Below are 24,969 nucleotides of genomic sequence, written 5' to 3' on the forward strand. Positions count from 1 at the left end.
CCTTTTTAATTCGAAATAAATTTGAGGTATAATATAATGCGAATTGAAATCATTGGTGCAGGTGCAGTTGGTTTATTAGTAGCAAGCTATTTTGCTGAAAAGAATATGGATGTGTACATTGTCGGGAAACCTGCAGAGGAAACTGTATTTAAGGACATTCAGATTGCTAGAACAAATTTGAATCAATCTGTTACGACCGTCAACGTTAAATATATTTCGGCACTTTCAAATGATGCGAATTTAATCATTGTAGCTGTAAAATATGGACAACTTTATGAAGTGTATGCAAGTATGGAGCATGTAAAGGAATCTATTCCGTTATTATTTTTGCAGAATGGTTTAGCGCATTATGAGGAAGCTCTTGCATTAACTAAAGCCCATATTGCATTTAGCTCGGTTCAATTCGGGGCTCTTAAACTGTCGCAGAATCATGTCGCCCATAAAGGGGAAGGTTTGATGAAAGTTGCTGTAGCAAAAGGGGATCACAGCAAGTTTGATTTCCTGAACGAACTTTCATCGTCCGGACTGCCGATTGTATTTGAACAGGATGCCGAAACGATGCTGATGGAGAAAGCACTGCTGAATTGTTTTATCAATCCGTTAACCGCGATTTTGCAAGTGAAAAATGGACAGCTAATAACGCATAGCTATACATTGCAATTATTGAATAATTTATATAACGAACTCATGACGGCATTTCCGCAATTTAAAGAATCGTTCCAATTTGAACAAGTTGTTGCACTTTGTGAAAGAACTGCAGAAAATACATCGTCTATGCTGGCGGATCGTCTCGCAAATCGCAAAACCGAAATTGATACGATAGCGGGAGCGATTTTAAAAAAAGCGGAGCAAAATGAGAAAGAATTACCTGTGTTACAAACACTTTATCATCTAGTGAAAGCATTTGAAGAGAGCGGTGAACAACTGTGATATTATTTTTTCAATATTTGGTGGCAGCAATTATTGTATGTCCGATTATTGCTTTTATCACTGTGCTGCTCATATGCCGTAAGCTTCGAATAAAAAAACATAAGGCGATTGGCATGGCGGCGGATATTACAACATTTCTTTTGTTTTTTTCGATACCAATTGCGTTACAAGGACTATGGAATATTGGTATATTAATGCCGATGCTAATTATCGTACTCGTAATTGCGATTGTTTTTACATATGTTGATTGGCGAACGAAAAAAGAAATTGAAGTAAAGCCATTACTGAAAAAAGTTTGGCGCTTTTACTTTTTATTGTTCAGCATCACTTATTTTATAATTTGGATCGTTGGAATTACCCATTCAGTTATGATGTTTATGATGGTTGATTAGGTGGCTAGACTTTTCTTTTACTGTAAACTAGTATCCGGAGAAAAATAAAGCAACGCAGTGATAAAGGTAATTTTCAAAATTGAGTAAAGAGAAGTAGAGGAGAATTTTCATGGAGCTAGAACAAATAAATTCACCAGTAACGAATAAGCTATTAGCGGACTATTGGTCGGAGAATGCCGATATCCATTCGTTTTTTGAATATAAATATAATGAGGGAGCTTTTGATCAACGCTTTGCCTATTTAAAAAATCGTTCATATCGTTCGAAAGAGCTTGCTCAAATTATACGCAGTTATATGGAGCAGTATGGCATCTCGGAAAAAACGGCGCATCATTTAGATGAACTTGAACAAGGTGCTGTAGTTGTAGTAGGTGGTCAGCAAGCTGGTTTGCTGACAGGACCTCTCTATTCTGTTCATAAAGCGATTACAGTTATTCTGCTGGCGGAACAACAAAGAGAAATACTAAATGCACCGGTCGTTCCAATGTTTTGGATTGCGGGTGAAGATCACGACATAGAAGAGATCAATCATACGTACACAATGGCGAACGGCGAAGTGAAAAAACGAGGATACAGTGAACGTTCTAAGCTGAAGAAAATGGCTTCGACTACAGAATTGAATAAAGAAGCGCTACAACAGTTTATTTTAAATGTATTTAAAGATTTTGGTGAAACAGAACATACAGCAGACTTACTGAACAATGTTTTGAATCATGCAGAAAATAGCGAAACATTTACAGATTTCTTTACGCTGCTGATGAAAGATTTATTTAAAAAGCACGGCTTATTAATGCTGGATGCAACATATGGGCCATTTAGACAATATCAAAAAAACTATTTTGTACAATTGATTGAAAACAACGAATCGATTGCAACAGGTGTTGTAGCGCAGGAAAGAAAGCTTGCCGAGAAAGGCTATGCAATGCCTATCGAGGCTACGGAGCAAAATGCGAATTTATTTTACATTAAAGAAGGCGAGCGGTTTCTGCTGGAGCGCAGGGGCGACCATTTTAAAAATGGCTCAGCCCATGCGAATTTTTCAAAAGAGGAATTAGTGGCTATTGCGAATGAGTCTCCTGAATGTTTAAGTAATAATGTTGTTACCCGACCATTAATGCAGGAAATGGCTCTACCGGTACTGGCTTTTGTTGGCGGTCCTGGTGAACTTGCTTATTGGGCTACATTAAAACCTGCATTTGATACGTTGCAACTGCAAATGCCGATATTTGCACCAAGGCTCAGCATTACGCTTGTAACACGTCAAGTTGATGCATTAATGGAACAAAAAGAGCTGTCTGTAACGGATGTGCTGACAGGCAAGGTTGATGATCATTTAACGCAATTTGTGGAAAGTGTGAAAGACGAACAAGTAACGCGCGCAATTGAGCAAATGCAAAAACAGATGGAAGAGCAGTATGAACAGCTGACGAGCTATCTGCAGCATGGTAACTATCATGTAGAAGATTTATTGGAGAAGAATAAAAATTACCATGAACGTCAATTCCAATATTTACGCTCGAAACTGGAACAGCAAAATATAGAAAAGCATGAAGTTGCAATTCGCCAATACAAAACGATCCAGTCGCTATTGTATCCAAATCATAGTTACCAGGAGCGCTTGTACAACCCTTATTTATTTCTAAATACCTATGGGGAAAAGCTGATTGATGATTTATTAGAGTTACCTATGAGTATTTCCATGAAACACCAACTTATTACCTTATAAAAAACAAGAGTTATCTCATATGCAGATAACTCTTTTTTGTGTCTTTTGGCACCGAACGTATGTGTGAGAATATGCTCATTTACGTAATTTCGATTTATTGTTATGAGAAGCAAGGAATTTGGTGGTAGAAAGTGGGGGGATGTGGTACATTATTTATTAAAGTGGGGTGAGTAGCATGTTCATGGGAGAATATCAACATTCTATCGATGCAAAAGGCCGTATGATTGTCCCAGCAAAGTTTCGAGAATCACTTGGAGAACACTTTGTAATAACTCGCGGGCTAGATCAATGCATTTTTGGATATCCTATGGATGAATGGCGAAAACTCGAAGATAAATTAAAGGATTTACCGATGACCAAAAAAGATGCACGTGCATTTGCGCGATTCTTTTTTTCGGGGGCAACAGAAGTAGAAGTGGACAAGCAAGGCCGAATTAATATTCCGTCTACACTGATTGGATACGCTAATCTTGAAAAAGAATGCGTGATATTAGGTGTATCGAGCAAAATTGAAATTTGGGCGAAAGAATCTTGGCAGCAATACTTCGAGCAATCGGCAGAATCATTTGATGAAATCGCAGAAAATCTGATTGGCTTTGATTTTTAAAATTAGTAGAACTTGAAAAATTTAAACCAATGGTCACTATTACAGAACCGACATGAACTTTTAATCCGGGTGTAATAGTACCGACACGTAATTGAATTAATATTAAGAGGTGCTTCAAACTATGTTCGATCATACAACTGTATTATTGCAAGAAACTGTTGATGGGTTGAACATCAATCCGGATGGTATTTATGTAGACTGCACATTAGGTGGTGCAGGCCATAGTGAGTACCTTGTACAACAATTGTCAGAAAAAGGCCGTTTAATTTGCTTTGACCAAGATACAACGGCTATTGAAAATGCAAAAGTACGATTAGCCGATTATTTGGATCGCATTATATTCGTACACTCAAATTTCCGCTATTTAAAAGAAGAATTACACAAACTGAACATTCATCAAGTAGATGGGATTTTATATGATTTAGGTGTTTCATCACCACAACTTGATACACCTGAACGCGGATTTAGTTACCACCATGATGCACCGCTCGATATGCGAATGGATCAGACTGCAGAACTGAGCGCATATCATGTTGTGAATGAATGGTCATACGAAAATCTTGTTCGTATATTCTTCCGTTACGGAGAAGAAAAATTTTCGAAACAAGTTGCGCGCAAAATTGAACAAGCCCGTGAAATTGCTCCTGTCGAAACGACGGGTCAATTAGTAGAGCTTATAAAAGATGGTATTCCAGCCCCAGCACGTCGCAAAGGTGGACATCCTGCAAAACGAATCTTTCAGGCTATTCGAATTGCTGTAAATGATGAATTAGGTGCAGCGGAAGATTCTTTAGTAGATGCAATCGATTTATTGAAAATTGGTGGTCGTATAAGTGTGATTACATTCCACTCATTAGAAGACCGCTTAACAAAAACACTTTTTAAAGAGGCTTCATCATTGCCGGATTTACCGCCAGGATTACCGGTTATTCCAGAGCATATGAAACCAATACTTAAATTAGTGACAAGAAAACCGATTTTACCATCAGACGAGGAGTTAGCTGCGAATAATCGTTCACGTTCAGCAAAATTGCGCATCGCTGAAAAAATTAACGATAAAGGACGTGGGTAAAAAATGGCAGTAAGAGCAAGACAAACTTATATACAACAACAGCCAGAACTACCTCAACATCAGCAGCAGGAACAAAGACTGCCGGTCCAGCCGAAAAAACGCAAACCAAAGTATTTTTCGGCACAGGAAAAGTTTTTGTTCCTAGTACTTGCAATCGTAGTAGCATCTTTCGCTATTTCCATATTACATACTCAAGGAGAAATCCAAACGCTCAGTATGGAAATCCAAAAAATCGAACGCGACATAACTGAAGTCAATAATAATAATACAGATTTAAAAGTACAAGTAAGTGAACGCTCCACTCACCAACGTATTTGGGAAAAAGCGAAAGAACTCGGATTAACACTAAATGAGAAAAATGTGAAAGTAGTGCCGGGAGAATGAAAAAGAGAAGATTTCGTTACCAGATAGGAGCCTTTCTAATGTTTATATTCTTTGGAGGGCTCTTTTTACTATTATATTGGCGTTTTGCAACAATCCAGGCGACAGGAATGGTAAAAGGGCATGAATTGGAAGAAGAAGCATTATCAAGGTACGAAACTGGATATGTGTTATCTGCAGATCGTGGGAAGATTCTGGACCGCAATGAAAATGTGATTGCCGAAGATACATTAAGCTACCGTCTTGTAGCGGTAATTAAAGAATCGGCAACAGAAAATAAAAAAAATCCAAGGCATGTCGTCGATAAAGCAAAAACAGCAAAATTATTGGCGCAATACCTTCCGATGGAAGAAGAAAAAATTTATGAAAGACTAAACCCTTCCAAAGATTTATATCAAGTCGAGTTTGGACTGGCAGGGCGCGGCATCAGTCATGAAGTGAAAAAGAAGATTGAAGAGCTTGATCTGCCTGGCATTCTATTATATAGCGACAAAAAACGCTATTATCCGAACGGCGCCTTTGCCTCTCATCTTATAGGTTTTGCATTGCGTGAAACCGATGATGACGGAAATTCTTCGGTTGTCGGGAAAATGGGGCTTGAATATATTTATGATAAGCAGTTAACAGGAACCGACGGTAAGTTAACCTACCAGCGTGATGCACGTAACTATTTATTGCCAAGCAGTGATAAAGTTATACAGGAAGCACAGGATGGAAACGATATTTATTTAACAATCGATAAAACAATCCAAAACTTCCTGGAAGAAGCAATGACACGTGTTAACGACAAATATAATCCGCAGTCAATGGTTGCTGTCGTTGCGAACCCAAAAACAGGAGAGATTTTGGCGATGTCACAACGGCCAACGTTCAATCCTGACACGCGTGCAGGGTTAGATGGCAACTGGCTAAATGATGTTGTGGAAAATACGATTGAACCGGGTTCCACATTTAAAACATTTACGGTTGCAGCCGCAATCGATTCAGGGAATTGGCATCCGAATGCCGAATACCAGTCAGGCCAGTACAAAGTTTATAAAAACACGGTACGTGACCATAATACACACGGCTGGGGGAGAATTTCCTATTTAGAAGGCATTCAGCGTTCTTCGAATACAGCAATGACGAACTTGCTTGATATTATGGGATGGGAAACGTATGAGAGCTATTTAAAGGATTTTGGTTTCGGCCAAAAAACAGGTATTGACTTACCAAATGAAGCGAGCGGCATTATTAACTCACGCTATCCTTTAGAAAAATATACGACAACATTCGGTCAAGGTTCGACTGTTACACCGATTCAGTTAATTCAAGGGGTAACGGCAGTTGCAAATGACGGGAAAATGATGCAGCCATACGTAATTGATAAAATTGTCAATCCGAACACAGGTGAGATTGTAGTAGATTCAAAACCTACTATAAAAGGTGAACCAATTTCGGCAGAGACAGCACAGAAAACACGTGAAGTTTTAGCTTCGACTATATACGGTGAAGCAGGGAATGCGAAGCGTTTCCAAATTGAAGGTTATAAAGTAGCGGGGAAAACAGGGACTGCCCAAATGCCGAAAGCAAATGGTATCGGTTATGACTGGGGGAAAAATGAATTCCTTTATTCATTTTTAGGAATGGCACCTGTAGAAGATCCGCAACTGGCGGTATTTATTGCCGTTGCAAAGCCAAAACTAGGTGCAACCGAAATAGGTTCTGACCCAGTTTCACAAGTTTTCAATTCGGTTGTATTGAACAGTTTGAAGTATATGAATATCAATCCGTCAGACGTAGCGGAAGTTGAAACAACAAAAATTGAGGATTATGTAGGGAAGCAGACAGATACGGTCATGACTCAACTGGAAGCAGAAGGGCTGGTTCCTGTAATAATTGGTCAAGATGGAGAAATTACAGAACAGTTCCCTGCAGCAGATGCATCATTAACAAGTGGGAGCATCGTTTTCTTAAAGACAGATGGAGAAATTACATTACCATCGTTTAGTGATTGGTCACTACGTAATTTACTTGTTTATAAGTCACTATCAAAACTGCCGATTGAAATTGTCGGGGAAGGTTATGTTGAAAGCCAAAGTGTTTCTCAAGGGACGCCGATAACAGATGATTCACCGATCGTCGTCAAGCTAAAAACCCCTGAGGAGAAGCATTTGACCCCTCCGGCAAAGGATATGGAGCTTGAAGAAGAGGAAGACGAAGAATTTAGTGAAGAACTTCCACAAGATTAGTGAGATTTGAATACAAACTTCATCTTTAACATACGTTGTTTTAGGTGAGGTGTCATATTATGAAATGGGTAACTACAAAATCTAAAAAACGTTTAACATGGATCGCCATCGCACTTGTACTATACGGCGTGGCGATTTTTGTTAAATTAGTATCCGTTCAAATTATTCAGTATGATGAGCTTTCGACAAAGGCAAAAGAAAACTGGGACAGGGAAATTCCGTTCCATACACAGCGAGGCGAAATTACTGACCGAAACAATGAAGTAATTGTAACGAATAAACTTGCCCCGACTTTGTACTTCATGCCTTCACAAAACGAAGATAAAGAACAAGCAGCAGATGCCATTGCAAACGTGCTCAATAAGGATCGAGCCAAAATATTGGAAAGACTGCAGCAACGGGTATCCCTGGTAAAACTTGCTCCGGAAGCTAAAAACATCACTTATGAGGAAGCGGAAAAAATTCAGCAGCTCCAAATTCCGGGTTTATACAGTGGTGTCGATTATGTAAGATCTTATCCGCACGGTAATTTGCTCGCACGCTTTTTAGGGTTTACAGGTGCAGATAACCAAGGTTTGGCAGGAATCGAATACGAATATGATGAATTATTAAAAAGTTCGGATGCAGCTATTCGGTTATTTACTGATGCAAAAGGGAATGCATTGGAGCATGTGGATGATGAATGGAAAGACGGAAAAGACGGTGCGACAATTCAGCTGACAATTGATTTAAAGCTTCAGAAAATTGTCGAACGTGAATTATCGCAGGCGATGCTGGAGTATGATGCAGATCAGGCATTGGCCATTGCCATGAATCCAAATAGTGGTGAAATACTGGCGCTTGCATCATTCCCGACATACGATCCGACGAAATTTTCGGAAGTAGAGCCAAGTATATATAACCGTAATCTTCCTGTATTTATGTCTTATGAGCCGGGTTCAACATTTAAAATTATTACGCTCAGTGCTGCTATTGAAGAAGGTGTAGTCAACATGGAGGAAGAACATTTTCATGATCATGGCTATACAATGGTCGAGGGGGCACGATTGCGCTGTTGGAAACGTGAAGGACATAAAGATCAGACTTTTTACGAAGTTGTACAAAATTCCTGTAACCCTGGATTTGTAGAACTAGGACAACGAGTTGGTTCAACAAAGTTGCTTGAGTATATTCACAAATTCGGATTTGGGAAAAAAACGGGTTCGAATATTTCCGGTGAATCAACAGGCATATTATTTTCAAAAGAAGCATTTGGTCCGGTAGAGCATGCTACGACCTCGTTTGGTCAGGGTGTTTCCGTTACGCCGATTCAGCAGATGCAGGCGGTCTCAGCAGCAATTAATGGTGGTACATTATATACACCGTATACGGTTTCGAAAATACTGGATTCCAAAACAAACGAAGTCATTATGGAGCAAAATCCGGAAGCGAAAGTGCAGGTTATCAGTGAAGAGACATCGGAAAAAGTGCGTCATGCTCTGGAGCTTGTAGTTGCAAAAGGTTCTGGTCGCCAGGCATTTCGAGACGGCTTACGCATTGGGGGCAAAACAGGGACAGCACAAAAGGTGGAAAACGGACGCTATAAGGACGGAGACTATATTGTATCGTTCATCGGTTTTGCGCCGGCCAATGATCCGGAAATTATCGTTTATGTTGCGATTGACAATCCGAAAAGTTCTTTGCAATTCGGAAGTGTTATCGCTGCACCGATTGTAGGCCGCATTATTGAAGATGCAGCACCGCTGTACAATATCGAAAAGCAAAAAGATCAAATAGAACGGAATTACGTTTGGGGCGATGAATTGACGGAGCGTACACCAAACTTTATTGGAATGACAAAAGAAGAAGTAATTCCACATTTATATCCTTATAAGATTGAATGGCACGGAGAAGGCGAAAAAGTAATTCAGCAAGTCCCATCAGCTGATAGTCTCATTCTCCAAAGTGGTAGTGTCCATTTATATTTAGGAAATTAAATTGAAATTCCATCTTTCAAAATGCAACTAAAACAACTATTATAGTGAAGGACGTTTTTTCACAATAATATCTTAAGGTCGTAATCGTTGAAAATCAAACGTTCCACCATATTCAGACAGAAGTTTTAAAGGAGATATATTATGACATTATCAACAACATTGACCATACTCTTTTCATCATTTTTAGTAACGGTCATTTTAGCACCAGTAGGAATCCCTCTTTTACGCCGATTAAAATTCGGGCAAAGTATACGTGAAGAAGGCCCTCAATCACATATGAAAAAAGCGGGTACACCTACAATGGGTGGTTTAATTTTCTTGTTAGCCATTATTATTTCGACAATTATCGTAGCAATGATTTTCGACTTGTTTACAACACAAACGATTGTATTATTACTTGTTTTAGTTGGATTTGGCGTAATTGGCTTTTTAGATGATGGGCTAAAAGTTATATTTAAACGTAATTTAGGATTGACTTCTCTTCAAAAATTAATTGGTCAAATCGCAATTGCAATTGCGGCATTCTTACTATTACGTCTAGGTTCATTTGATACATCTGTAGGGATTCCGTATACCGATGTATCGATTGATTTAGGAATTCTTTATGTTGGGTTTTTAATTTTCTGGCTAGTAGGTTTTTCAAATGCAGTCAATTTAACAGATGGTTTGGATGGGCTCGTATCAGGAACGGCTTCAATCGCTTTTGCAGCATTCGGTGTCATTGCATTATTTAACGAGCAAGCCGATATCGCCTTATTTGCATTTGCTGTAACTGGTGCATTACTTGGATTTCTGATTTTTAATGCAAACCCAGCAAAAGTGTTTATGGGAGATACAGGTTCCCTTGCGCTTGGCGGTGCATTGGCAATGATTTCGGTACTGGTAAAACAAGAATTGTTGTTACTGTTAATCGGTCTCGTATTTGTTATTGAAACATTATCCGTTATTTTACAAGTAGGTAGCTATAAACTCCGTAAAAAGCGTATATTCAAAATGAGTCCGATTCATCACCATTTTGAATTATCTGGCTGGTCAGAATGGAAAGTCGTACTAGTATTTTGGTCAACAGGGTGTATCGTAGCACTTATAGCAGTATTAGCGGAGGCGTTATTATGATGGAATATGAAGGATTAAAAGCTAAAAAAGTACTCGTTTTAGGATTGGCGAAAAGTGGTGTTGCGGCTGCTGAACTTTTGCATCGGTTAGGTGCATTTGTAACAGTCAATGATGCAAAGCCATTTGATGCAAATCCTGAAGCGCAGGAGCTTTTGTCGAAAGGAATTACCGTAATTTGTGGACGACATCCAGAAGATTTGCTTGATGAAGGTTTTGAGCTTATCGTAAAAAACCCTGGGATTCCATACACAAATCCGATCGTTGCCGATGCGATAACAAAAGGTCTGCCTGTTATTACAGAAATGGAACTTGCCTATTTAGTAAGTGAAGCGCCATTTATCGGTATTACCGGTTCGAATGGTAAAACAACAACGACAACATTACTTTACGAAATGCTGAAAGTAGGCCGTTTAAAACCATTAATCGCCGGGAATATTGGAACCGTTGCTTGTGGTGTTGCAGCAGAAGCAAAAGCAGATGAGGTCATCGTTACCGAATTATCATCGTTTCAGTTAATGGGAACACGTGAATTCAGACCACATATTGCAATTTTGACAAATCTTTATGAAGCCCATCTAGATTACCATGGGACATTTGAAGAATATGCTGAGGCTAAATTTAGGGTCACACGCAACCAGACAGCTGAAGATTATTTTATTTATAATGCGGATCAGGAAGTTGTGGCGAAATATGCCCAAAAATCAAATGCCCAACTCGTTCCATTTACGACAAAAGGTCATGCAAAACAAGGAATCAGTGCTGATAAAGAAAACATTTATTGGCAAGGCGATGTGATCTTAAAACGTGATAATATTGTATTGCCGGGCGAGCATAATTTAGAAAACATTTTATGTGCTGTAGCAGCAGCGCTACTGCAGCAATGTCCTGTTGAAGCAATTGAAGAAGTTTTATCAACATTTGCAGGGGTACGTCACCGTACGCAGTTTGTCCGTGAATGGCAAGGACGTAAAATTTATAATGATTCAAAAGCAACAAATGTACTGGCAACGAAAAGTGCCTTGGCTGCATTTGAGCAACCGATTGTATTATTGGCCGGCGGATTAGACCGTGGGCATTCATTTGAAGAGCTTCGTAAAGAAATGACACGTGTAAAAGCAGTTGTCGCGTTTGGCGAGACTGCACTTCGCTTTATCGAATTTGCAAAATCATGTGGCATTACGAATATTGTGCGTGCAATTGATGTAGAAGATGCAGTCGGTTACGGAGCAAAAATGTCTGAAGAAGGTGACATCATTTTACTGTCACCGGCATGTGCAAGCTGGGATCAACATGCGAGCTTTGAAATTCGGGGCGACTTATTTATAGATCGTGTTATGAAACTTTCATAGGAAAGGATAGTTACACTGTCGCAAAAAAATCAACAGTATTTTATGATCACTGCGATTGTATTGTCGCTTATTGGTATTCTCTTTATTTATTCTGCAGGTACATATTGGGGGAATGTTCACTATGATGGACAAACCCCGTTTTACCTGAAGCAGTCCATTTATTTCGTCGTTGCACTTATCATTTGTGCAGCCATTATGAACTGGGAGTTTCTACAGCAACCGAAAGTGTGGAAGATTTTTTATATCATCTCGCTTGGCTTACTTGTTGCTGTTCTTATTCCGGGTATCGGGATTGTCCGAAATGGTTCTCAAAGTTGGATTGGAGTCGGTCCTTTAACGATACAACCGGCTGAAATTGCGAAAGTAACGACAATTATTTATATTAGTGCATTATTAACACAGCGGAAATCGTATGAGCGCATTGTTCAATTGAAGCATTTTCTCATATTGATCCTTCCGGCAGCCTTAATTATGCTTCAGCCTGATTTCGGTGCTGTCTTTATTTTAGTTGTAGTTGTTTTAATTATATTTTTTATTGCACAATATCCGTTGCGCTTATATGTTGTCCTCATCACTTTAGGTATAGGGGGCCTTGCCGGGTTAATTATCGCGGCTCCATATCGTCTTAAACGGATCGAAGCGTTTATCAATCCTTGGGCAGACCCGTTAGGAAGCGGCTTCCAAGCTGTACAATCTTTATTTGCGATAGGTCCGGCAGGCTTGTTTGGACATGGATTATTAAAAAGTAGACAAAAGTATTTATACTTACCGGAACCGCAGAACGATTTTATATTTGCAATTATTTTAGAAGAAATCGGCCTTGTCGGTGGAATGGGACTGCTGCTTATTTTTGCGTGCTTTTTAATTCTTGGATATCGCTTGGCATTACAATGTAAGCATGTATTTCATTTTTATGCAATATGCGGGCTTACAACGATGATTGCTGTACAGGCAGCGCTGAACATAGGGGTAGTTATTAATTTACTGCCTGTAACAGGTGTAACACTGCCATTTATAAGCTATGGCGGAACATCGCTTGTTGTTGTCTGGGTAACAGTAGCGCTTATTTTAAATTTCTCTTATGAAAGAAGGAAGGAGTAAGGATAATGGAAAAAGTAATCGATATTACAGAACGAGTACCAGCTATGAAAAAACGCAGAAGACGCCGTACAAATTTTAAATTTTTAGCACTAGTGACGATTTTTCTTTTTATCATTATCATCCTTCTTTATTTTCAATTACCTTATAGTGATATAAAAAAGATTGATATTAAAGGGGCAGCCCTTAAGGAAGATACGTACTATATCGAACAGTCAAATTTAAAAATTGATGATTCGTTATGGGGCTTTAAAATTTCGGAAGTGGAGCAGGCAATTGCTCAGCACGAATGGGTAAAATCCGTAAATGTCGAAAGAAAATTCCTGAATGAAGTTCAAATTACAATAGAGGAATGGCAAAAAGTAGCCTATATTTCACAAGACGGGGAATTTTACCCTATGCTTGATAATGGCATTGTTTTTGAAGAATCCAATGAAATTGTTCCGATCGATGCCCCGATTTTTCGGGACTTTGAAAATGAGTCACTTCGAAAAAAGCTGTTAAAGGAACTTGCGAATCTAAAACCGGAAGTACTGTCGCTCATTTCACAAATTAATGCAAATCCTACAGAAGCGGACCCGTATTCAATTACGCTATTTATGAATGATGGCTATGAAGTACGCGCAGATGCGAATACTTTAGCAGAAAAGTTAAATTACTATCCATCGATCATTGCGCAAATTGAAAGCGAGGACGTTTCTGAAAAAGGAATTGTAGATATTGAAGTCGGTTCATATTACCGACCTTTTTCAGGAGAGTATTCATTAATAAAAGAAGACACTGAAGAAACTACAGATGAAACAGAAAATGCGGGAACTGATGAAGGGGGGCAACTGGAAGAACAAAATGAAGAAGAGCCAGAATGATAACAGAAGGCAGCCGAGGAAAAGTTCAACTTTATTTTCAAAAAAGTATGGCGCTATACTCATTGTATGCGTGATCACAGGATTTATTATCGGCTTTTCCTATAATTTATCAAAGGACAAGCGTACATTAAGTTCTGCCTCTCCTCAGTTTGAACAGGAAAACCGGTACATGGAAGATTTGATTGAAAAACAGGAACGAAACAAAGAGCTTGCAGATGAGTTGGCCCAATTAGAGGAGAAAATTCGAACGTATGAAAAGCAGTTCTCTTCGAACGAAACGCAATATGAACAGAATCGGCAGGATGCTGAGCAATTGCGACTTTTACTAGGAATAACAGATGGAATGGGACAAGGGATCAAAATAACACTGCAAGATGGGAATTATAATCCAAATTCTACTAACCCGAATGAGTATATTGTGCACGAAAGTCACATATTTAAAGTATTAAATGAACTAAAAATTGCAGGTGCCGAGGCAATTTCGATTAATGGGCAACGTTTAAAACCGAATTCTTACATTGCCTGCAATGGTCCGGTCATTACAATTGATGGACAACAGTACCCAGCACCATTTGTAATCGAGGCGGTAGGTAATCAGGATGTACTTGTTTCTTCGTTAGAATTGGCAGGGGGAGTATTTGACCAATTATTAAATGAACAAATTGTTGTTACTTTGGAAAAAGATGACCTAATAGAAATGCATACAGTCAGCGATGAATAAGGCATAAGATCGGAGGGAGGATGATGACGAAAAAAATGTACCGCAATATTACAATTATCTCGTTTATCATCGGCTTTATGCTCGCAGTGCAGTACAACACTATTCAAAATCCGGCCGAAAGAAATACAGTCGATGTTTGGGAAATTCGCCAGCAATTATTTGCGGAACAGGAGCAGCATTCCGAACTGTTGAGAGCAATAAGCGAATTAACCGAAACTGTCAATAAATACGAGGATGCAGAATTTGATAATCCGGAAATACTATTGCAGCAAACTGTTGATCAACTTAAAGAACGTGCAGGGATCCTTCCGGTTGAAGGACCGGGGTTAACGTTATCAGTTGGCTCTTCACCTGAATTAATGGGCTTAGGCTATGAAATAAAACCTGTATCTCCTGAACTGTTAATTCGGCTTATAAATGATTTAAATCGCTATAATGCCCGGGCAATTGAAATCGATGGCAAACGTTTAAGCTACAATTCAGCCATTCGAGATATTAATGGGAAAACGACGATCAATAGCGAGCCGATTCAAAATACGGATATCGAAATAAACATCATTACATTTACGTATGAGCAAGCCGAAAAGATGAAAAACCATTTGCTGGCATCTACGTTCCAGAATGAGTTTTATATTGATAATCTAGTATTGACGATTCATGAAGCAGAGCAGAATATACAAATTGATTCAGTTGCGCCTGTACAAAAAATTAAGTATTTATCAGAAAAGTAGAAGGGGATGCGAATATGTGGTTACCACTTTTAGGTCTTATATTAGGTGTGGTATTAGGGATTTTAACAGATATTCAAATTCCATCTGTTTATGAAAACTATTTATCCATTGCTGTACTGGCGGCTCTCGATACAATGGTCGGCGGTATCCGTGCATTAATGCAACAAGTTTACGATGACAAAGTATTTATTTCCGGTTTTTTCTTTAATATAATTTTAGCAGCAGGATTGGCTTTTCTCGGTGTTCATATAGGTGTCGATCTTTATTTAGCCGCTATTTTTGCATTCGGAGTTCGACTGTTTCAGAATATCGCAGTCATTCGTCGGTTATTATTGACAAAATATGAGAACAGAAGATTGAAAAAGGAGGAAAACTCTTAACAATCACGTTAAAATATCATTACAATTTATCGTTTTACTTAGACAATCAACGAAATTTACAATAGAATGAACTATAGGAGTAATCGAAGGAGGTGCAGAAAGTTGAATCATCAAGAAATTTATGTTTCTCTCGATATTGGATCATCTTCAATAAAGGTCCTGATCGGAGAAATGAACGGTGATCAATTGCACGTAATTGGTGTAGGTCATGTGAAATCAACAGGGATAAGAAAAGGTGCAATAGTTGATATAGATGCAACTGTACAGTCCATAAAAAAAGCTGTAGATCAAGCAGAGCGAATGACTGGTATTAATATAGAAGAAGTGGTGCTTGGAGTTCCTGCAAACCAGACAGTTCTACAGCCTGTTAAAGGGGTTGTAGCGGTAAACGGTGAAGACCGGGAAATCACGGACGATGATTTAGCTAGAGTAATAGACTCTGCACAGGTAATGTCGATTCCACCAGAGCGAGAGTTAGTAAATTTGATTCCGAAACAATTTATCGTAGACAACCTAGATGAGATTAAAGACCCGCGTGGTATGATTGGCATTCGTTTAGAGATGGATGCGACAATGATTACGACATCCAAGACGCTTGTACATAATGTTTTAAGATGTGTAGAACGTGCAGGCTTGCAAATTCGCGAAATTTATCTACAACCATTAGCAGCAGGGAATTTTGCGCTGACGGAAGATGAGAAAAATCAAGGAACTGCTTATATCGATTTAGGCGGCGGATCGACAACTGTTGCGGTATTCCAAGACGGACTGCTGACAAATACAGCTGTTATTGCGGTAGGTGGAGATCATATTACGAAAGATTTATCGATTGTATTAAAAACACCGACAGAACAAGCCGAAAAAATCAAAAAGCAGTATGGACATGCCTTTTACGATGATGCTTCCGATGAACAAACGTTTGATGTTCCTGTTGTTGGTACTGATACAACAGATCAATACAGTCAACGCTTCATCTCGGAAATTATCGGAGTACGTTTAGAAGAGTTATTTGAATTAGTATTGGATGAATTAGCACGTATGGGGGTACAGGATTTACCGGGTGGTGTCGTCATTTCTGGCGGGGTAGCACAGCTTGAAGGAATTGCTCAGCTGGCGCGACAAGTAATGTTAACGCGTGTTCGCATTTATACACCTGATTACATCGGTGTACGTGAACCGGCCTTTACAACGTCAGTAGGTTTAATTCGTTATGCACATGCAGAAGACGAATTTTACGGAAGAAGCGAGCCGGTACCAGCTTCTTCATATGCAGCACCTTATCCTACTCAACCAACTCCTTCTAAAAAACAATCAAATGTGCCGGAGAGAGTAGATAGCGCAAATAAAGTAAGTGTGATTGATCGCGCGAAAAACTTATTAAACAAATTTTTCGATTAATACGAAAATGAATGACGTGAACAATTAGGAGGAGAAGAGTATGTTAGAATTTGAAACGGATGTTGAACAATTAGCCGTTATTAAAGTAATCGGCGTTGGCGGAGGCGGTAACAATGCCGTAAACCGCATGATTGAACATGGTGTACAAGGTGTAGACTTTATCGCTGTAAATACAGATGCGCAAGCTTTAAATCTGTCAAAAGCTGAGTATAAACTACAAATTGGCGGTAAATTAACACGTGGACTAGGTGCAGGGGCAAACCCGGAAGTAGGAAAAAAAGCTGCTGAGGAAAGTCGCGAACAATTGGAAGAAGTATTACGTGGTGCTGATATGGTATTCGTAACTGCCGGTATGGGCGGTGGTACTGGTACGGGTGCAGCACCGGTAATCGCATCAATCGCACGTGACTTAGGTGCATTGACAGTAGGTGTTGTAACACGTCCGTTTACATTTGAAGGCCGTAAACGCCAAACTCAGGCAATCGGCGGTATTACTTCAATGAAAGAAGCAGTTGATACATTAATCGTCATTCCAAACGATAAATTACTGCAAATTGTTGATAAATCAACACCAATGCTGGAAGCGTTCCGTGAAGCGGACAATGTATTGCGTCAAGGTGTACAAGGTATTTCAGATTTAATCGCAACACCTGGTTTAATTAACCTGGACTTTGCCGATGTAAAAACAATTATGTCCGATAAAGGTTCTGCATTAATGGGTATCGGGATTGCTGCTGGTGAAAACCGCGCAGTAGAAGCTGCTAAAAAAGCAATTTCTTCTCCATTACTTGAAACATCAATCGATGGAGCAAAAGGTGTCATTATGAATATTACAGGCGGAACGAACTTAAGTTTATTTGAAGTTCAGGAAGCTGCCGATATTGTACAGCTCGCTTCAGATGAAGAAGTAAATATGATCTTCGGTTCTGTAATTAACGATAACTTAAACGATGAAATTATCGTAACGGTAATTGCAACAGGTTTCTCTGATGACTTTATTATCCAAAAGCCGCAGCCTGTGCGTCCGTCAATCGGTGCTCGTCAACAAGCTGCAACAAGCACAAATCAACCGCAACAACAGCAGCCTGTACGCCAGCAAGATCCGGTGCAGCAAGAAGCGCCACGTCATACGCAACAAACAAACTATCAGCAGGACGATGCATTGGATATTCCGACATTTTTACGCAATCGTCGCAATCGCTAATAGTACAAACTTCAATTATATGAAAAACGGTTATTTACATGTATATGTGAATAATCGTTTTTTTTAGTTTAAGAGATGTTGTGAAAAGTAGCGTGGCTATGCATGTATAGGCAAGAAAAAGTAGATTCACAGATTCCCACCATCACATTAATACCTCCCCCTATGCCCCTATGATTCTTTAACTTTCCTGCTCCCAACTTTTTGTCGATTGGATTTGAATGTCGTAACAATATGTCATACGATTCTTCCAAATTTATGCAACAGTTAGACAAAAAACTCTGGGGGGGTTTGATAATCTTATTTACAGGAGGACAATACATGTATGCAGAGTGGATTCTTTTAATGAATTTTTTAATGAATCTCGTACTACTAAAATTTACCGCAACAATAACATATACCATCATTCCAATTTGGAGATTACTATTAGGGGCCTTTTGTAGTGCGCTGATCGCTGTTTTATTTATGGGAAACATATTCATGTTGCTTGTAAGTTTCATCGTACTATTAGGCATTGCCTTTTCATTTAAATGGAAAATATTTTACGAGCAAGGGAAGTGGATTGTTGTCGCTACTTTGCTCGCAGGTGGGTTAATAACAGCATTACAACCATTTTTGCTTGCATCTCCGTTTTTCGTTTATATTTTTTTATGTTTCGGCATAGTATGTATTAGTTTGACAGTGATGAAACAAGGCTGGTTTCAAAAACTGCAGAATGTTGCACAAAGTCGGTATGTAACGACAAGCAAAGTGGAACTGTTCGAACAACAAATGGAGCTCGTCACATATATCGATACCGGAAATGAATGCACTGAACCTTTAAGTCAGGCACCGGTCCATTTTATTTCGTTTAAAACAGTTCAATCGATGTTACCAGAAGAATTTAGTGAATGCCTGCTCAAATGGAATGAGCAGGAGCCTTACTCACTGACAATGTTTTCTAAGGAAATACAGAAAAGAATACGTATTGTTCCTATTACAACGGTTCAAAAAGGCACATTACTCGTACCGGCCTTTCGCGCCACAATTGTCATTCAGAACAAGACGTATCCAAATCACTATGTTGTATTTACGAAAAATGATGCGCGCTTTCCGCAAAATGCACAAATGATTGCACATGTGTTTGTCCTAACGAATTCATAAGGGAGGATCGATATTGCTTAAAAAAATTCAATCGATAATTTTAAACATACTAAGCTACTTTAGAAGAAAAAAAGGGACATACTATATAGGGGGACATGATTCATTGCCTATTCCATTAACTAGAGAAGAAGAAGTTGTCGTAGTCGAAGCATTTATGAATGGTGACTTGCATGCCAGAGATATGTTAATTGAAAGAAATTTACGTTTAGTCGTTTATATTGCAAGACGTTTTGATAATACAAGCACGCCGATTGAGGATTTAATCAGCATCGGTTCCATTGGCCTTATTAAAGCGATTGAAACATTTAATTTGGATAAAAACATTAAATTAGCGACGTATGCATCGCGCTGTATCGAAAATGAAATATTGATGCATTTACGAAAGACGAGCCGCATGAAAGGCGAAGTTTCCTTTGATGAACCGTTAAATGCGGATGCAGACGGCAATGAACTATTACTTTCAGATATATTAGGGACAGAAGAACATATTATAACACTTGATGTAGAACGTAAAATTGAGCGTCAGCATATGTTTAATGCCATTAATCAGCTGACACCTCGTGAAAAATATATTATGGAATGTCGTTTTGGCCTAAACGGAAAAGAAGAAATGACGCAAAAGGAAGTAGCGGACCATTTAGGTATTTCACAATCTTATATTTCAAGATTGGAGAAAAAAATTATTATGGATTTACGTGAATTCTTGAACGAACCAATTGCATAAGATGGTTAAATTTGGCGCGCATAGCGATGACCATTTCGGACAAAATGATTGAAAAGACAAAAGACAATCAAGTTCGGAAGGTGAAGTTGGATGCGTACAAAAGTGGAATTGTGTGGTGTGGATACATCTACATTACCAGTACTGAAGCCAGATGAAATGAAAGATTTATTTATACGATTACAGCAAGGAGAATGGATTGTTCGGGAGCAGCTTGTTTTCTGCAATTTACGCTTAGTGCTCAGTATTGTCGGCCGATACGCTTATCGTGGCGAACAGGCAGATGATTTATTCCAAGTAGGATGTATTGGTTTATTAAAAGCAATTGATAATTTTGATTTGAAGCATAATGTTCGATTTTCAACATATGCTGTACCGATGATTATGGGAGAAATCCGCAGACACCTGCGCGATCATCATGCACTGCGTGTTTCTCGTTCATTGCGTGATATTGCGTATAAAGCGATGAAAGCGAAGGAACAATTTATTGCGGAACATTTAACAGAACCCACAATCGAGCAATTGGCACAGGCAATTGAGATGAAAAAGGAAGATGTATTGTTTGCTCTTGATGCAATTCAAGACCCGATGTCACTGCAGGAACCGATTTATTCCGATGGTGGCGATGCGATCTTTATGATTGACCAAATTAAAGATAAAGTGACAGAAGAGCATTGGGTCGGCTCGATTTCATTGCAAGAAAGTATGAAAAAGCTAAATAGCAGACAAAAAATGATTATAGAAAAGCGCTTTTTCCTAGGAGAAACTCAAACGGAAATTGCCCAGTCTTTAGGTATTTCACAAGCGCAAATATCAAGATTGGAAAAGAGTGCGGTAGAATTGATGAAGCGGGATTTCCGTTAATTAGATAGAAATTCTGAGGGACTGTCCAACACGTAGGGCTGTCCCTTTCATCATAATTTCACAATGTTTGAATACTTATAATGAGGTAAAAGTAAATTAATGATACAGAGAGGATGGAGGAATGCGATTTTCATCCGTTCAGGAAAAGGAAATCATTGAGGCAACAAGCGGAAAATTTATCGGTTATATTGTAGATGCGGAGGTGGATGAAAAAGAAGGAGCCATTACTGCATTTATAATTTCCCCGCCAAAAAAGTTTTACCATTTATTTCAAGGGGAAGAGTTAGTTAAGAAAATTCTCTTTAGTAATATACTCACAGTCGGAAAAGATGTCATCTTAGTGAAATCACCGGATGAATAGTTCACGCTATTCATTGAAAATTAAACTATCACTTGATACAATGAGAGAAACTATTGTTGTAAAGTTGGGAAAAAAGTGACGAAAATCATAGAAAATTTAAAACAGATTCAACATCAAATAGAAATTGCAAAACAACGTGTCAATGCTGAACAGGCAGTCCAGATTATTGCTGTAACGAAAGAAGTAGATGTCAACCGGACAGAAGAGGCAATTGAAGCGGGTCTTGTCCATTTAGGAGAAAACCGTCCTGAAGGCTTATTAAATAAGCTGGATTCGATTAACTCAGCTGTTTCCTGGCACTATATAGGTTCAATACAGACGAGAAAAGTAAAGCAAGTAATTGATCAGATTGATTATTTACATTCTCTTGATCGATTAAGCCTGGCAGAAGAAATTGAAAAAAGAGCAACAAAACGAGTGAAATGTTTCTTGCAAGTAAATGTTTCCGGTGAAGAATCGAAACATGGCTTAACGAAAGAACAAGCGCTGGATTTTGTAAAGCAGCTTGAGCAATTTTCAAAAATTGAAGTAGTAGGTTTAATGACAATGGCTCCTTTTACTGAAGATGAACCGATGATTAGACAAGTGTTTAAACAGTTAAAACAATTGCAACAAGAAGTGTCACAATTGAACATTCCAAATGTACCTTGTACTGAATTATCGATGGGCATGTCAAATGACTACGAAATTGCAGTTGAAGAAGGGGCAACATTTGTTAGAATTGGAACAGCTCTTGTTGGCTAAGGAGGATTAATATGAGCATTAAAAATATTTTTGACAAGTTCTTTTATTTAGAAGAAATAGAAGAAGATTATGCTCCTGCCCAAACGCAAACAGTGCAAAAACAAGCACCAAAAGCAGTTCAAAATGAACCACAGCAATTTTACCAGGATTATGGACAAAAGCAGCAACCACAACTCATTCAAAACCGAATGAAGAAGGAGCGTAAAATGCAACAGCAACCACCACGCAATGAAGTCGTGATGCAAAATCATAACAATGTTGTGAGCCTTCAAGCTGCGTCTTCATCGAAGAATTCCAAATTAGTATTATTAGAACCACGCGTGTATGCAGAGGCGCAGGATATCGCAGAACATTTGAAAAATAAACGTGCTACCGTTGTTAATTTACAGCGCATCGACCGAGATCAAGGGAAGCGAATAATCGATTTTCTGAGCGGAACAGTGTATGCTTTAGGTGGAGATATTCAGCGTATTGGAAATGATATTTTCTTATGTACACCAGAAAATGTAGAAGTATCAGGAGAAATTTCTAATTTAACGTTCGAGTAATTAAATTTTGTGAGGTAAAAATATGATTATATTTTCAATTGTATCAACAGCATTTCTTGTTTACCGTTTTATGCTGATTGGATACATATTAATGTCTTGGGTTCCGGCATTGCAAGAATCGGCTGTTGGTCGTTTCCTGGAAACAGTATGTGAACCGTATTTAGGATTCTTCCGCAAATTTATTCCACCGATTGGGATGATTGATATTTCACCAATTGTCGGTTTATTCGCGTTAGTATTTATCGAGCGAGGCGTCTATGGCGTCCTAGCATTTTTCTTATAATCTAATTGAACTCCTGCCATTGTAGGAGTTTTCTTTATTTCCGGTTGTTTCGCGGTTATCGGATTGAAATGGGGCAACATTCAACTGGAAAAGGTTTTAAATTGGCTGAATGCATGCTGTATACATAAATTAAAAGTTTAATTTAATCAGAAAGTGGAAAAATTAGTAACACAGTTTAAAAGAAAGTAGGAATTATGATGGAGCATTTAATCCAACATTTTCGTAAAGATGAACAACCTTTCATTGAGCAAGTTATTGGATGGCAGCGTGAAGTAGAGGATCGCTATGCTCCAAAATTGACCGATTTTTTAGATCCGAGACAGCGTTTTATCGTAGAGTCCATCGTTCAGCAATCAGATGATCTCCATGTGTTCACTGAAGGTATATTTGAAGAGGCGGAACGTAAACGAATGCTGATAGCCCCTTCGTATTATGAGCCGGCAGAAACCGATTTTCAAATTGCTGTATATTCACTGAATTACCCGACAAAATTTATTCAGCTGCGCCATCCTGATGTGTTAGGGGCCTTATTATCGATTGGCTTAGACCGGAGCAAGTTTGGGGATATTCGGCTTGCCGATAATACGGTCCAATTTGCCATTGCATCGGAAATCGCGGATTATGTACGGATGCATTTAACGAGTATCGGCAAAGTGAAAGTAAGTGCCGAGGAAATGGATGCCACTACACCGTATATCCAAAATGAGGAGCAATGGGTCGAAAGCTCGCATACGGTTTCTTCAATGCGCCTTGATGTGGTTTTAGCAACAATCGTTAATATCTCCCGCCAAAAATCACAAAGTTTAATCAATGCCGGAAAAGTAAAAGTTAACTGGACTGTCAGGGAAGCTGTGGCCTTTGAATTGCAGGAAGGCGACATTATTTCAGCAAGAGGATATGGGCGGTTAAAAGTCATCCTGACAGAAGGACGGACAAAAAAAGATAAGATTCGATTACAAGTAGGACGTTTAGAGCAAAAAGTATAATTTTCAACTGTTTTTTAGGAAAACATGATGTTATTCCCTAAAGAAACGTTTATAATACTTGTAAGAATGTACGTAAAAAAGGAGAGTAGAACGATATGCCATTATCACCTCTTGATATACATAATAAGGAGTTTACACGTGGGTTCCGTGGTTATGCAGAAGACGAAGTAAATGAATTTTTAGATCAGATTATAAAAGATTATGAAATTGTTTTACGCGAGAAAAAAGAGCTCGAAGAAAAGATTAAAATGATGTCGGAACAGATGAATCATTACAATTCATTGGAAGACACATTACAGAAATCAATTGTTGTTGCTCAAGAGGCAGCTGGCGAAGTTCGTCGCAATTCCGAAAAAGAAGCAAAGCTCATCGTTAAAGAAGCTGAAAAAAATGCAGATCGTATTGTAAATGACGCATTGGCAAAAGCGAGAAAAGTGACGATTGAGATTGACGAATTGAAAAAACAGTCAAAAGTATTCCGCAACAGATTTAAAATGTTAGTGGAAGCACAGCTTGATTTACTGAATACAGGGGATTGGGATCAATTACTGGAATATGACGTTGACTTAACGGAAATTCAGGAAAACAATCGTAAAGAAATCAAAGAAGAGAACCAAAATGACGAAAATGCCGTGTATTAGTCAACGGTACTTGACATTTTATACAGCCTTTTCATATACTGAAAAATAATGAATAGGATGCACTTGCATCAGGCTTTGACGGAGACAGTAAATTTAACATTGTGGTATAGCGATTCGAGGATGGTGAGAGCTCGAACAAAGCAAGTTAAATCGAAAATCACTCCTGAGCTAAATAACTGAAATTCGAGTAAGTTATTTCGTAGCACACGACGTTACAGTGTCTAATGAGGCTAATTTTATTTAGCGAATTTAGGGTGGTACCACGAGACTAATGCTCCTCGTCCCTTTTTACAGGGATGGAGGGGCTTTTTTGTTATTTAAAAAGCTACCAAATCCTTAAGAGCATTAAAAAACATGAGTAATTTAGAACGCTACATTATTAGCTAAAAGCTGTTGATTAGAATTTAGGGGAAAATTGAATGAATGCTAAAATCGTCACGTCCTGTGACAATGCATTCGTGAGCAACATTGTGTTGGCCCCCGACCCGGATTAGAAATCAACA

General features: G+C 38.7%; 26 protein-coding genes and 1 other annotated feature. All 26 genes read left to right on the forward strand.

What is annotated here, in order from left to right; genetic code table 11:
* Positions 1–36: 36 nt before the first annotated feature.
* Complete coding sequence (locus AC6CH1_RS02090) at positions 37–930, forward strand: ketopantoate reductase family protein (protein WP_427711062.1); 894 nt, start codon at positions 37–39, stop codon at positions 928–930.
* Positions 927–1,322 (forward strand): DUF3397 domain-containing protein, encoded by a 396-nt coding sequence (locus AC6CH1_RS02095; RefSeq protein ID WP_498316211.1) that lies wholly within the window; start codon positions 927–929, stop codon positions 1,320–1,322. Before AC6CH1_RS02090 ends, AC6CH1_RS02095 begins: the two co-directional genes overlap by 4 nt.
* A 109-nt stretch (positions 1,323–1,431) precedes the next feature.
* Positions 1,432–3,048, forward strand: a complete 1,617-nt coding sequence (gene bshC / locus AC6CH1_RS02100) for a bacillithiol biosynthesis cysteine-adding enzyme BshC (protein ID WP_498316212.1) — start codon at positions 1,432–1,434, stop codon at positions 3,046–3,048.
* A gap of 175 nt (positions 3,049–3,223) precedes the next feature.
* Positions 3,224–3,655, forward strand: coding sequence for a division/cell wall cluster transcriptional repressor MraZ (gene mraZ / locus AC6CH1_RS02105; protein WP_014824545.1), 432 nt, complete (start codon positions 3,224–3,226; stop codon positions 3,653–3,655).
* Positions 3,656–3,776: 121 nt separating this feature from the next.
* A complete protein-coding gene (gene rsmH, locus AC6CH1_RS02110) occupies positions 3,777–4,727 on the forward strand; it encodes a 16S rRNA (cytosine(1402)-N(4))-methyltransferase RsmH (RefSeq protein ID WP_251689509.1) in 951 nt (316 codons plus the stop codon).
* Positions 4,728–4,730: 3 nt separating this feature from the next.
* Positions 4,731–5,111: a cell division protein FtsL gene (gene ftsL / locus AC6CH1_RS02115; RefSeq protein WP_498316213.1), complete on the forward strand. Its 381-nt coding sequence runs from the start codon at positions 4,731–4,733 to the stop codon at positions 5,109–5,111.
* 38 nt (positions 5,112–5,149) lie between these two features.
* Positions 5,150–7,339 (forward strand): penicillin-binding protein, encoded by a 2,190-nt coding sequence (locus AC6CH1_RS02120; RefSeq protein ID WP_251689505.1) that lies wholly within the window; start codon positions 5,150–5,152, stop codon positions 7,337–7,339.
* A 59-nt stretch (positions 7,340–7,398) separates the two neighbouring features.
* Entirely contained in the window at positions 7,399–9,315 is a 1,917-nt protein-coding gene (locus AC6CH1_RS02125) for a penicillin-binding transpeptidase domain-containing protein (RefSeq protein ID WP_251689504.1), read from the forward strand.
* 141 nt (positions 9,316–9,456) lie between these two features.
* Positions 9,457–10,431 (forward strand): phospho-N-acetylmuramoyl-pentapeptide-transferase, encoded by a 975-nt coding sequence (gene mraY, locus AC6CH1_RS02130; RefSeq protein WP_251689502.1) that lies wholly within the window; start codon positions 9,457–9,459, stop codon positions 10,429–10,431.
* Positions 10,428–11,780, forward strand: a complete 1,353-nt coding sequence (gene murD, locus AC6CH1_RS02135) for a UDP-N-acetylmuramoyl-L-alanine--D-glutamate ligase (protein ID WP_498316214.1) — start codon at positions 10,428–10,430, stop codon at positions 11,778–11,780. Before mraY ends, murD begins: the two co-directional genes overlap by 4 nt.
* A 42-nt stretch (positions 11,781–11,822) precedes the next feature.
* Complete coding sequence (locus tag AC6CH1_RS02140) at positions 11,823–12,881, forward strand: FtsW/RodA/SpoVE family cell cycle protein (protein ID WP_251689498.1); 1,059 nt, start codon at positions 11,823–11,825, stop codon at positions 12,879–12,881.
* Positions 12,882–12,886: 5 nt separating this feature from the next.
* Positions 12,887–13,744, forward strand: coding sequence for a cell division protein FtsQ/DivIB (locus AC6CH1_RS02145; RefSeq protein ID WP_427711047.1), 858 nt, complete (start codon positions 12,887–12,889; stop codon positions 13,742–13,744).
* Positions 13,725–14,465 carry a DUF881 domain-containing protein gene (locus AC6CH1_RS02150; protein ID WP_251689494.1) on the forward strand — a complete coding sequence of 247 codons (741 nt, stop codon included), beginning with the start codon at positions 13,725–13,727 and terminating at the stop codon, positions 14,463–14,465. Before AC6CH1_RS02145 ends, AC6CH1_RS02150 begins: the two co-directional genes overlap by 20 nt.
* 23 nt (positions 14,466–14,488) lie before the next feature.
* Entirely contained in the window at positions 14,489–15,196 is a 708-nt protein-coding gene (locus AC6CH1_RS02155) for a DUF881 domain-containing protein (RefSeq protein WP_498316215.1), read from the forward strand.
* A gap of 14 nt (positions 15,197–15,210) precedes the next feature.
* A complete protein-coding gene (locus AC6CH1_RS02160) occupies positions 15,211–15,576 on the forward strand; it encodes a small basic family protein (RefSeq protein ID WP_251689491.1) in 366 nt (121 codons plus the stop codon).
* A gap of 102 nt (positions 15,577–15,678) precedes the next feature.
* A complete protein-coding gene (gene ftsA / locus AC6CH1_RS02165) occupies positions 15,679–16,974 on the forward strand; it encodes a cell division protein FtsA (RefSeq protein WP_251689489.1) in 1,296 nt (431 codons plus the stop codon).
* A gap of 40 nt (positions 16,975–17,014) precedes the next feature.
* Positions 17,015–18,178, forward strand: coding sequence for a cell division protein FtsZ (gene ftsZ, locus AC6CH1_RS02170; RefSeq protein ID WP_251689487.1), 1,164 nt, complete (start codon positions 17,015–17,017; stop codon positions 18,176–18,178).
* A 318-nt stretch (positions 18,179–18,496) separates the two neighbouring features.
* Positions 18,497–19,318: a sigma-E processing peptidase SpoIIGA gene (locus AC6CH1_RS02175; RefSeq protein WP_498316216.1), complete on the forward strand. Its 822-nt coding sequence runs from the start codon at positions 18,497–18,499 to the stop codon at positions 19,316–19,318.
* A gap of 13 nt (positions 19,319–19,331) precedes the next feature.
* A complete protein-coding gene (gene sigE / locus AC6CH1_RS02180) occupies positions 19,332–20,042 on the forward strand; it encodes an RNA polymerase sporulation sigma factor SigE (protein ID WP_079525036.1) in 711 nt (236 codons plus the stop codon).
* Positions 20,043–20,132: 90 nt separating this feature from the next.
* A complete protein-coding gene (sigG, locus tag AC6CH1_RS02185) occupies positions 20,133–20,903 on the forward strand; it encodes an RNA polymerase sporulation sigma factor SigG (protein ID WP_008403388.1) in 771 nt (256 codons plus the stop codon).
* A gap of 121 nt (positions 20,904–21,024) precedes the next feature.
* Positions 21,025–21,264 (forward strand): PRC-barrel domain-containing protein, encoded by a 240-nt coding sequence (locus tag AC6CH1_RS02190; RefSeq protein ID WP_079525038.1) that lies wholly within the window; start codon positions 21,025–21,027, stop codon positions 21,262–21,264.
* Positions 21,265–21,339: 75 nt separating this feature from the next.
* Complete coding sequence (locus tag AC6CH1_RS02195; protein WP_498316217.1) at positions 21,340–22,008, forward strand: YggS family pyridoxal phosphate-dependent enzyme; 669 nt, start codon at positions 21,340–21,342, stop codon at positions 22,006–22,008.
* 11 nt (positions 22,009–22,019) lie between these two features.
* Complete coding sequence (locus AC6CH1_RS02200; protein ID WP_251689481.1) at positions 22,020–22,556, forward strand: cell division protein SepF; 537 nt, start codon at positions 22,020–22,022, stop codon at positions 22,554–22,556.
* Positions 22,557–22,578: 22 nt separating this feature from the next.
* Entirely contained in the window at positions 22,579–22,839 is a 261-nt protein-coding gene (locus AC6CH1_RS02205) for a YggT family protein (RefSeq protein ID WP_079525044.1), read from the forward strand.
* A 197-nt stretch (positions 22,840–23,036) separates the two neighbouring features.
* Positions 23,037–23,825 (forward strand): YlmH family RNA-binding protein, encoded by a 789-nt coding sequence (locus AC6CH1_RS02210; protein WP_498316218.1) that lies wholly within the window; start codon positions 23,037–23,039, stop codon positions 23,823–23,825.
* Positions 23,826–23,920: 95 nt separating this feature from the next.
* The gene (locus tag AC6CH1_RS02215; protein WP_251689476.1) at positions 23,921–24,466 is read left to right on the forward strand and encodes a DivIVA domain-containing protein; all 546 of its coding nucleotides are present in this window, start codon (positions 23,921–23,923) and stop codon (positions 24,464–24,466) included.
* A gap of 66 nt (positions 24,467–24,532) precedes the next feature.
* Positions 24,533–24,755, forward strand: a binding site (T-box leader).
* Positions 24,756–24,969 lie beyond the last annotated feature (214 nt).

The sequence above is a fragment of the Solibacillus sp. GQ1 genome (assembly GCF_059758555.1).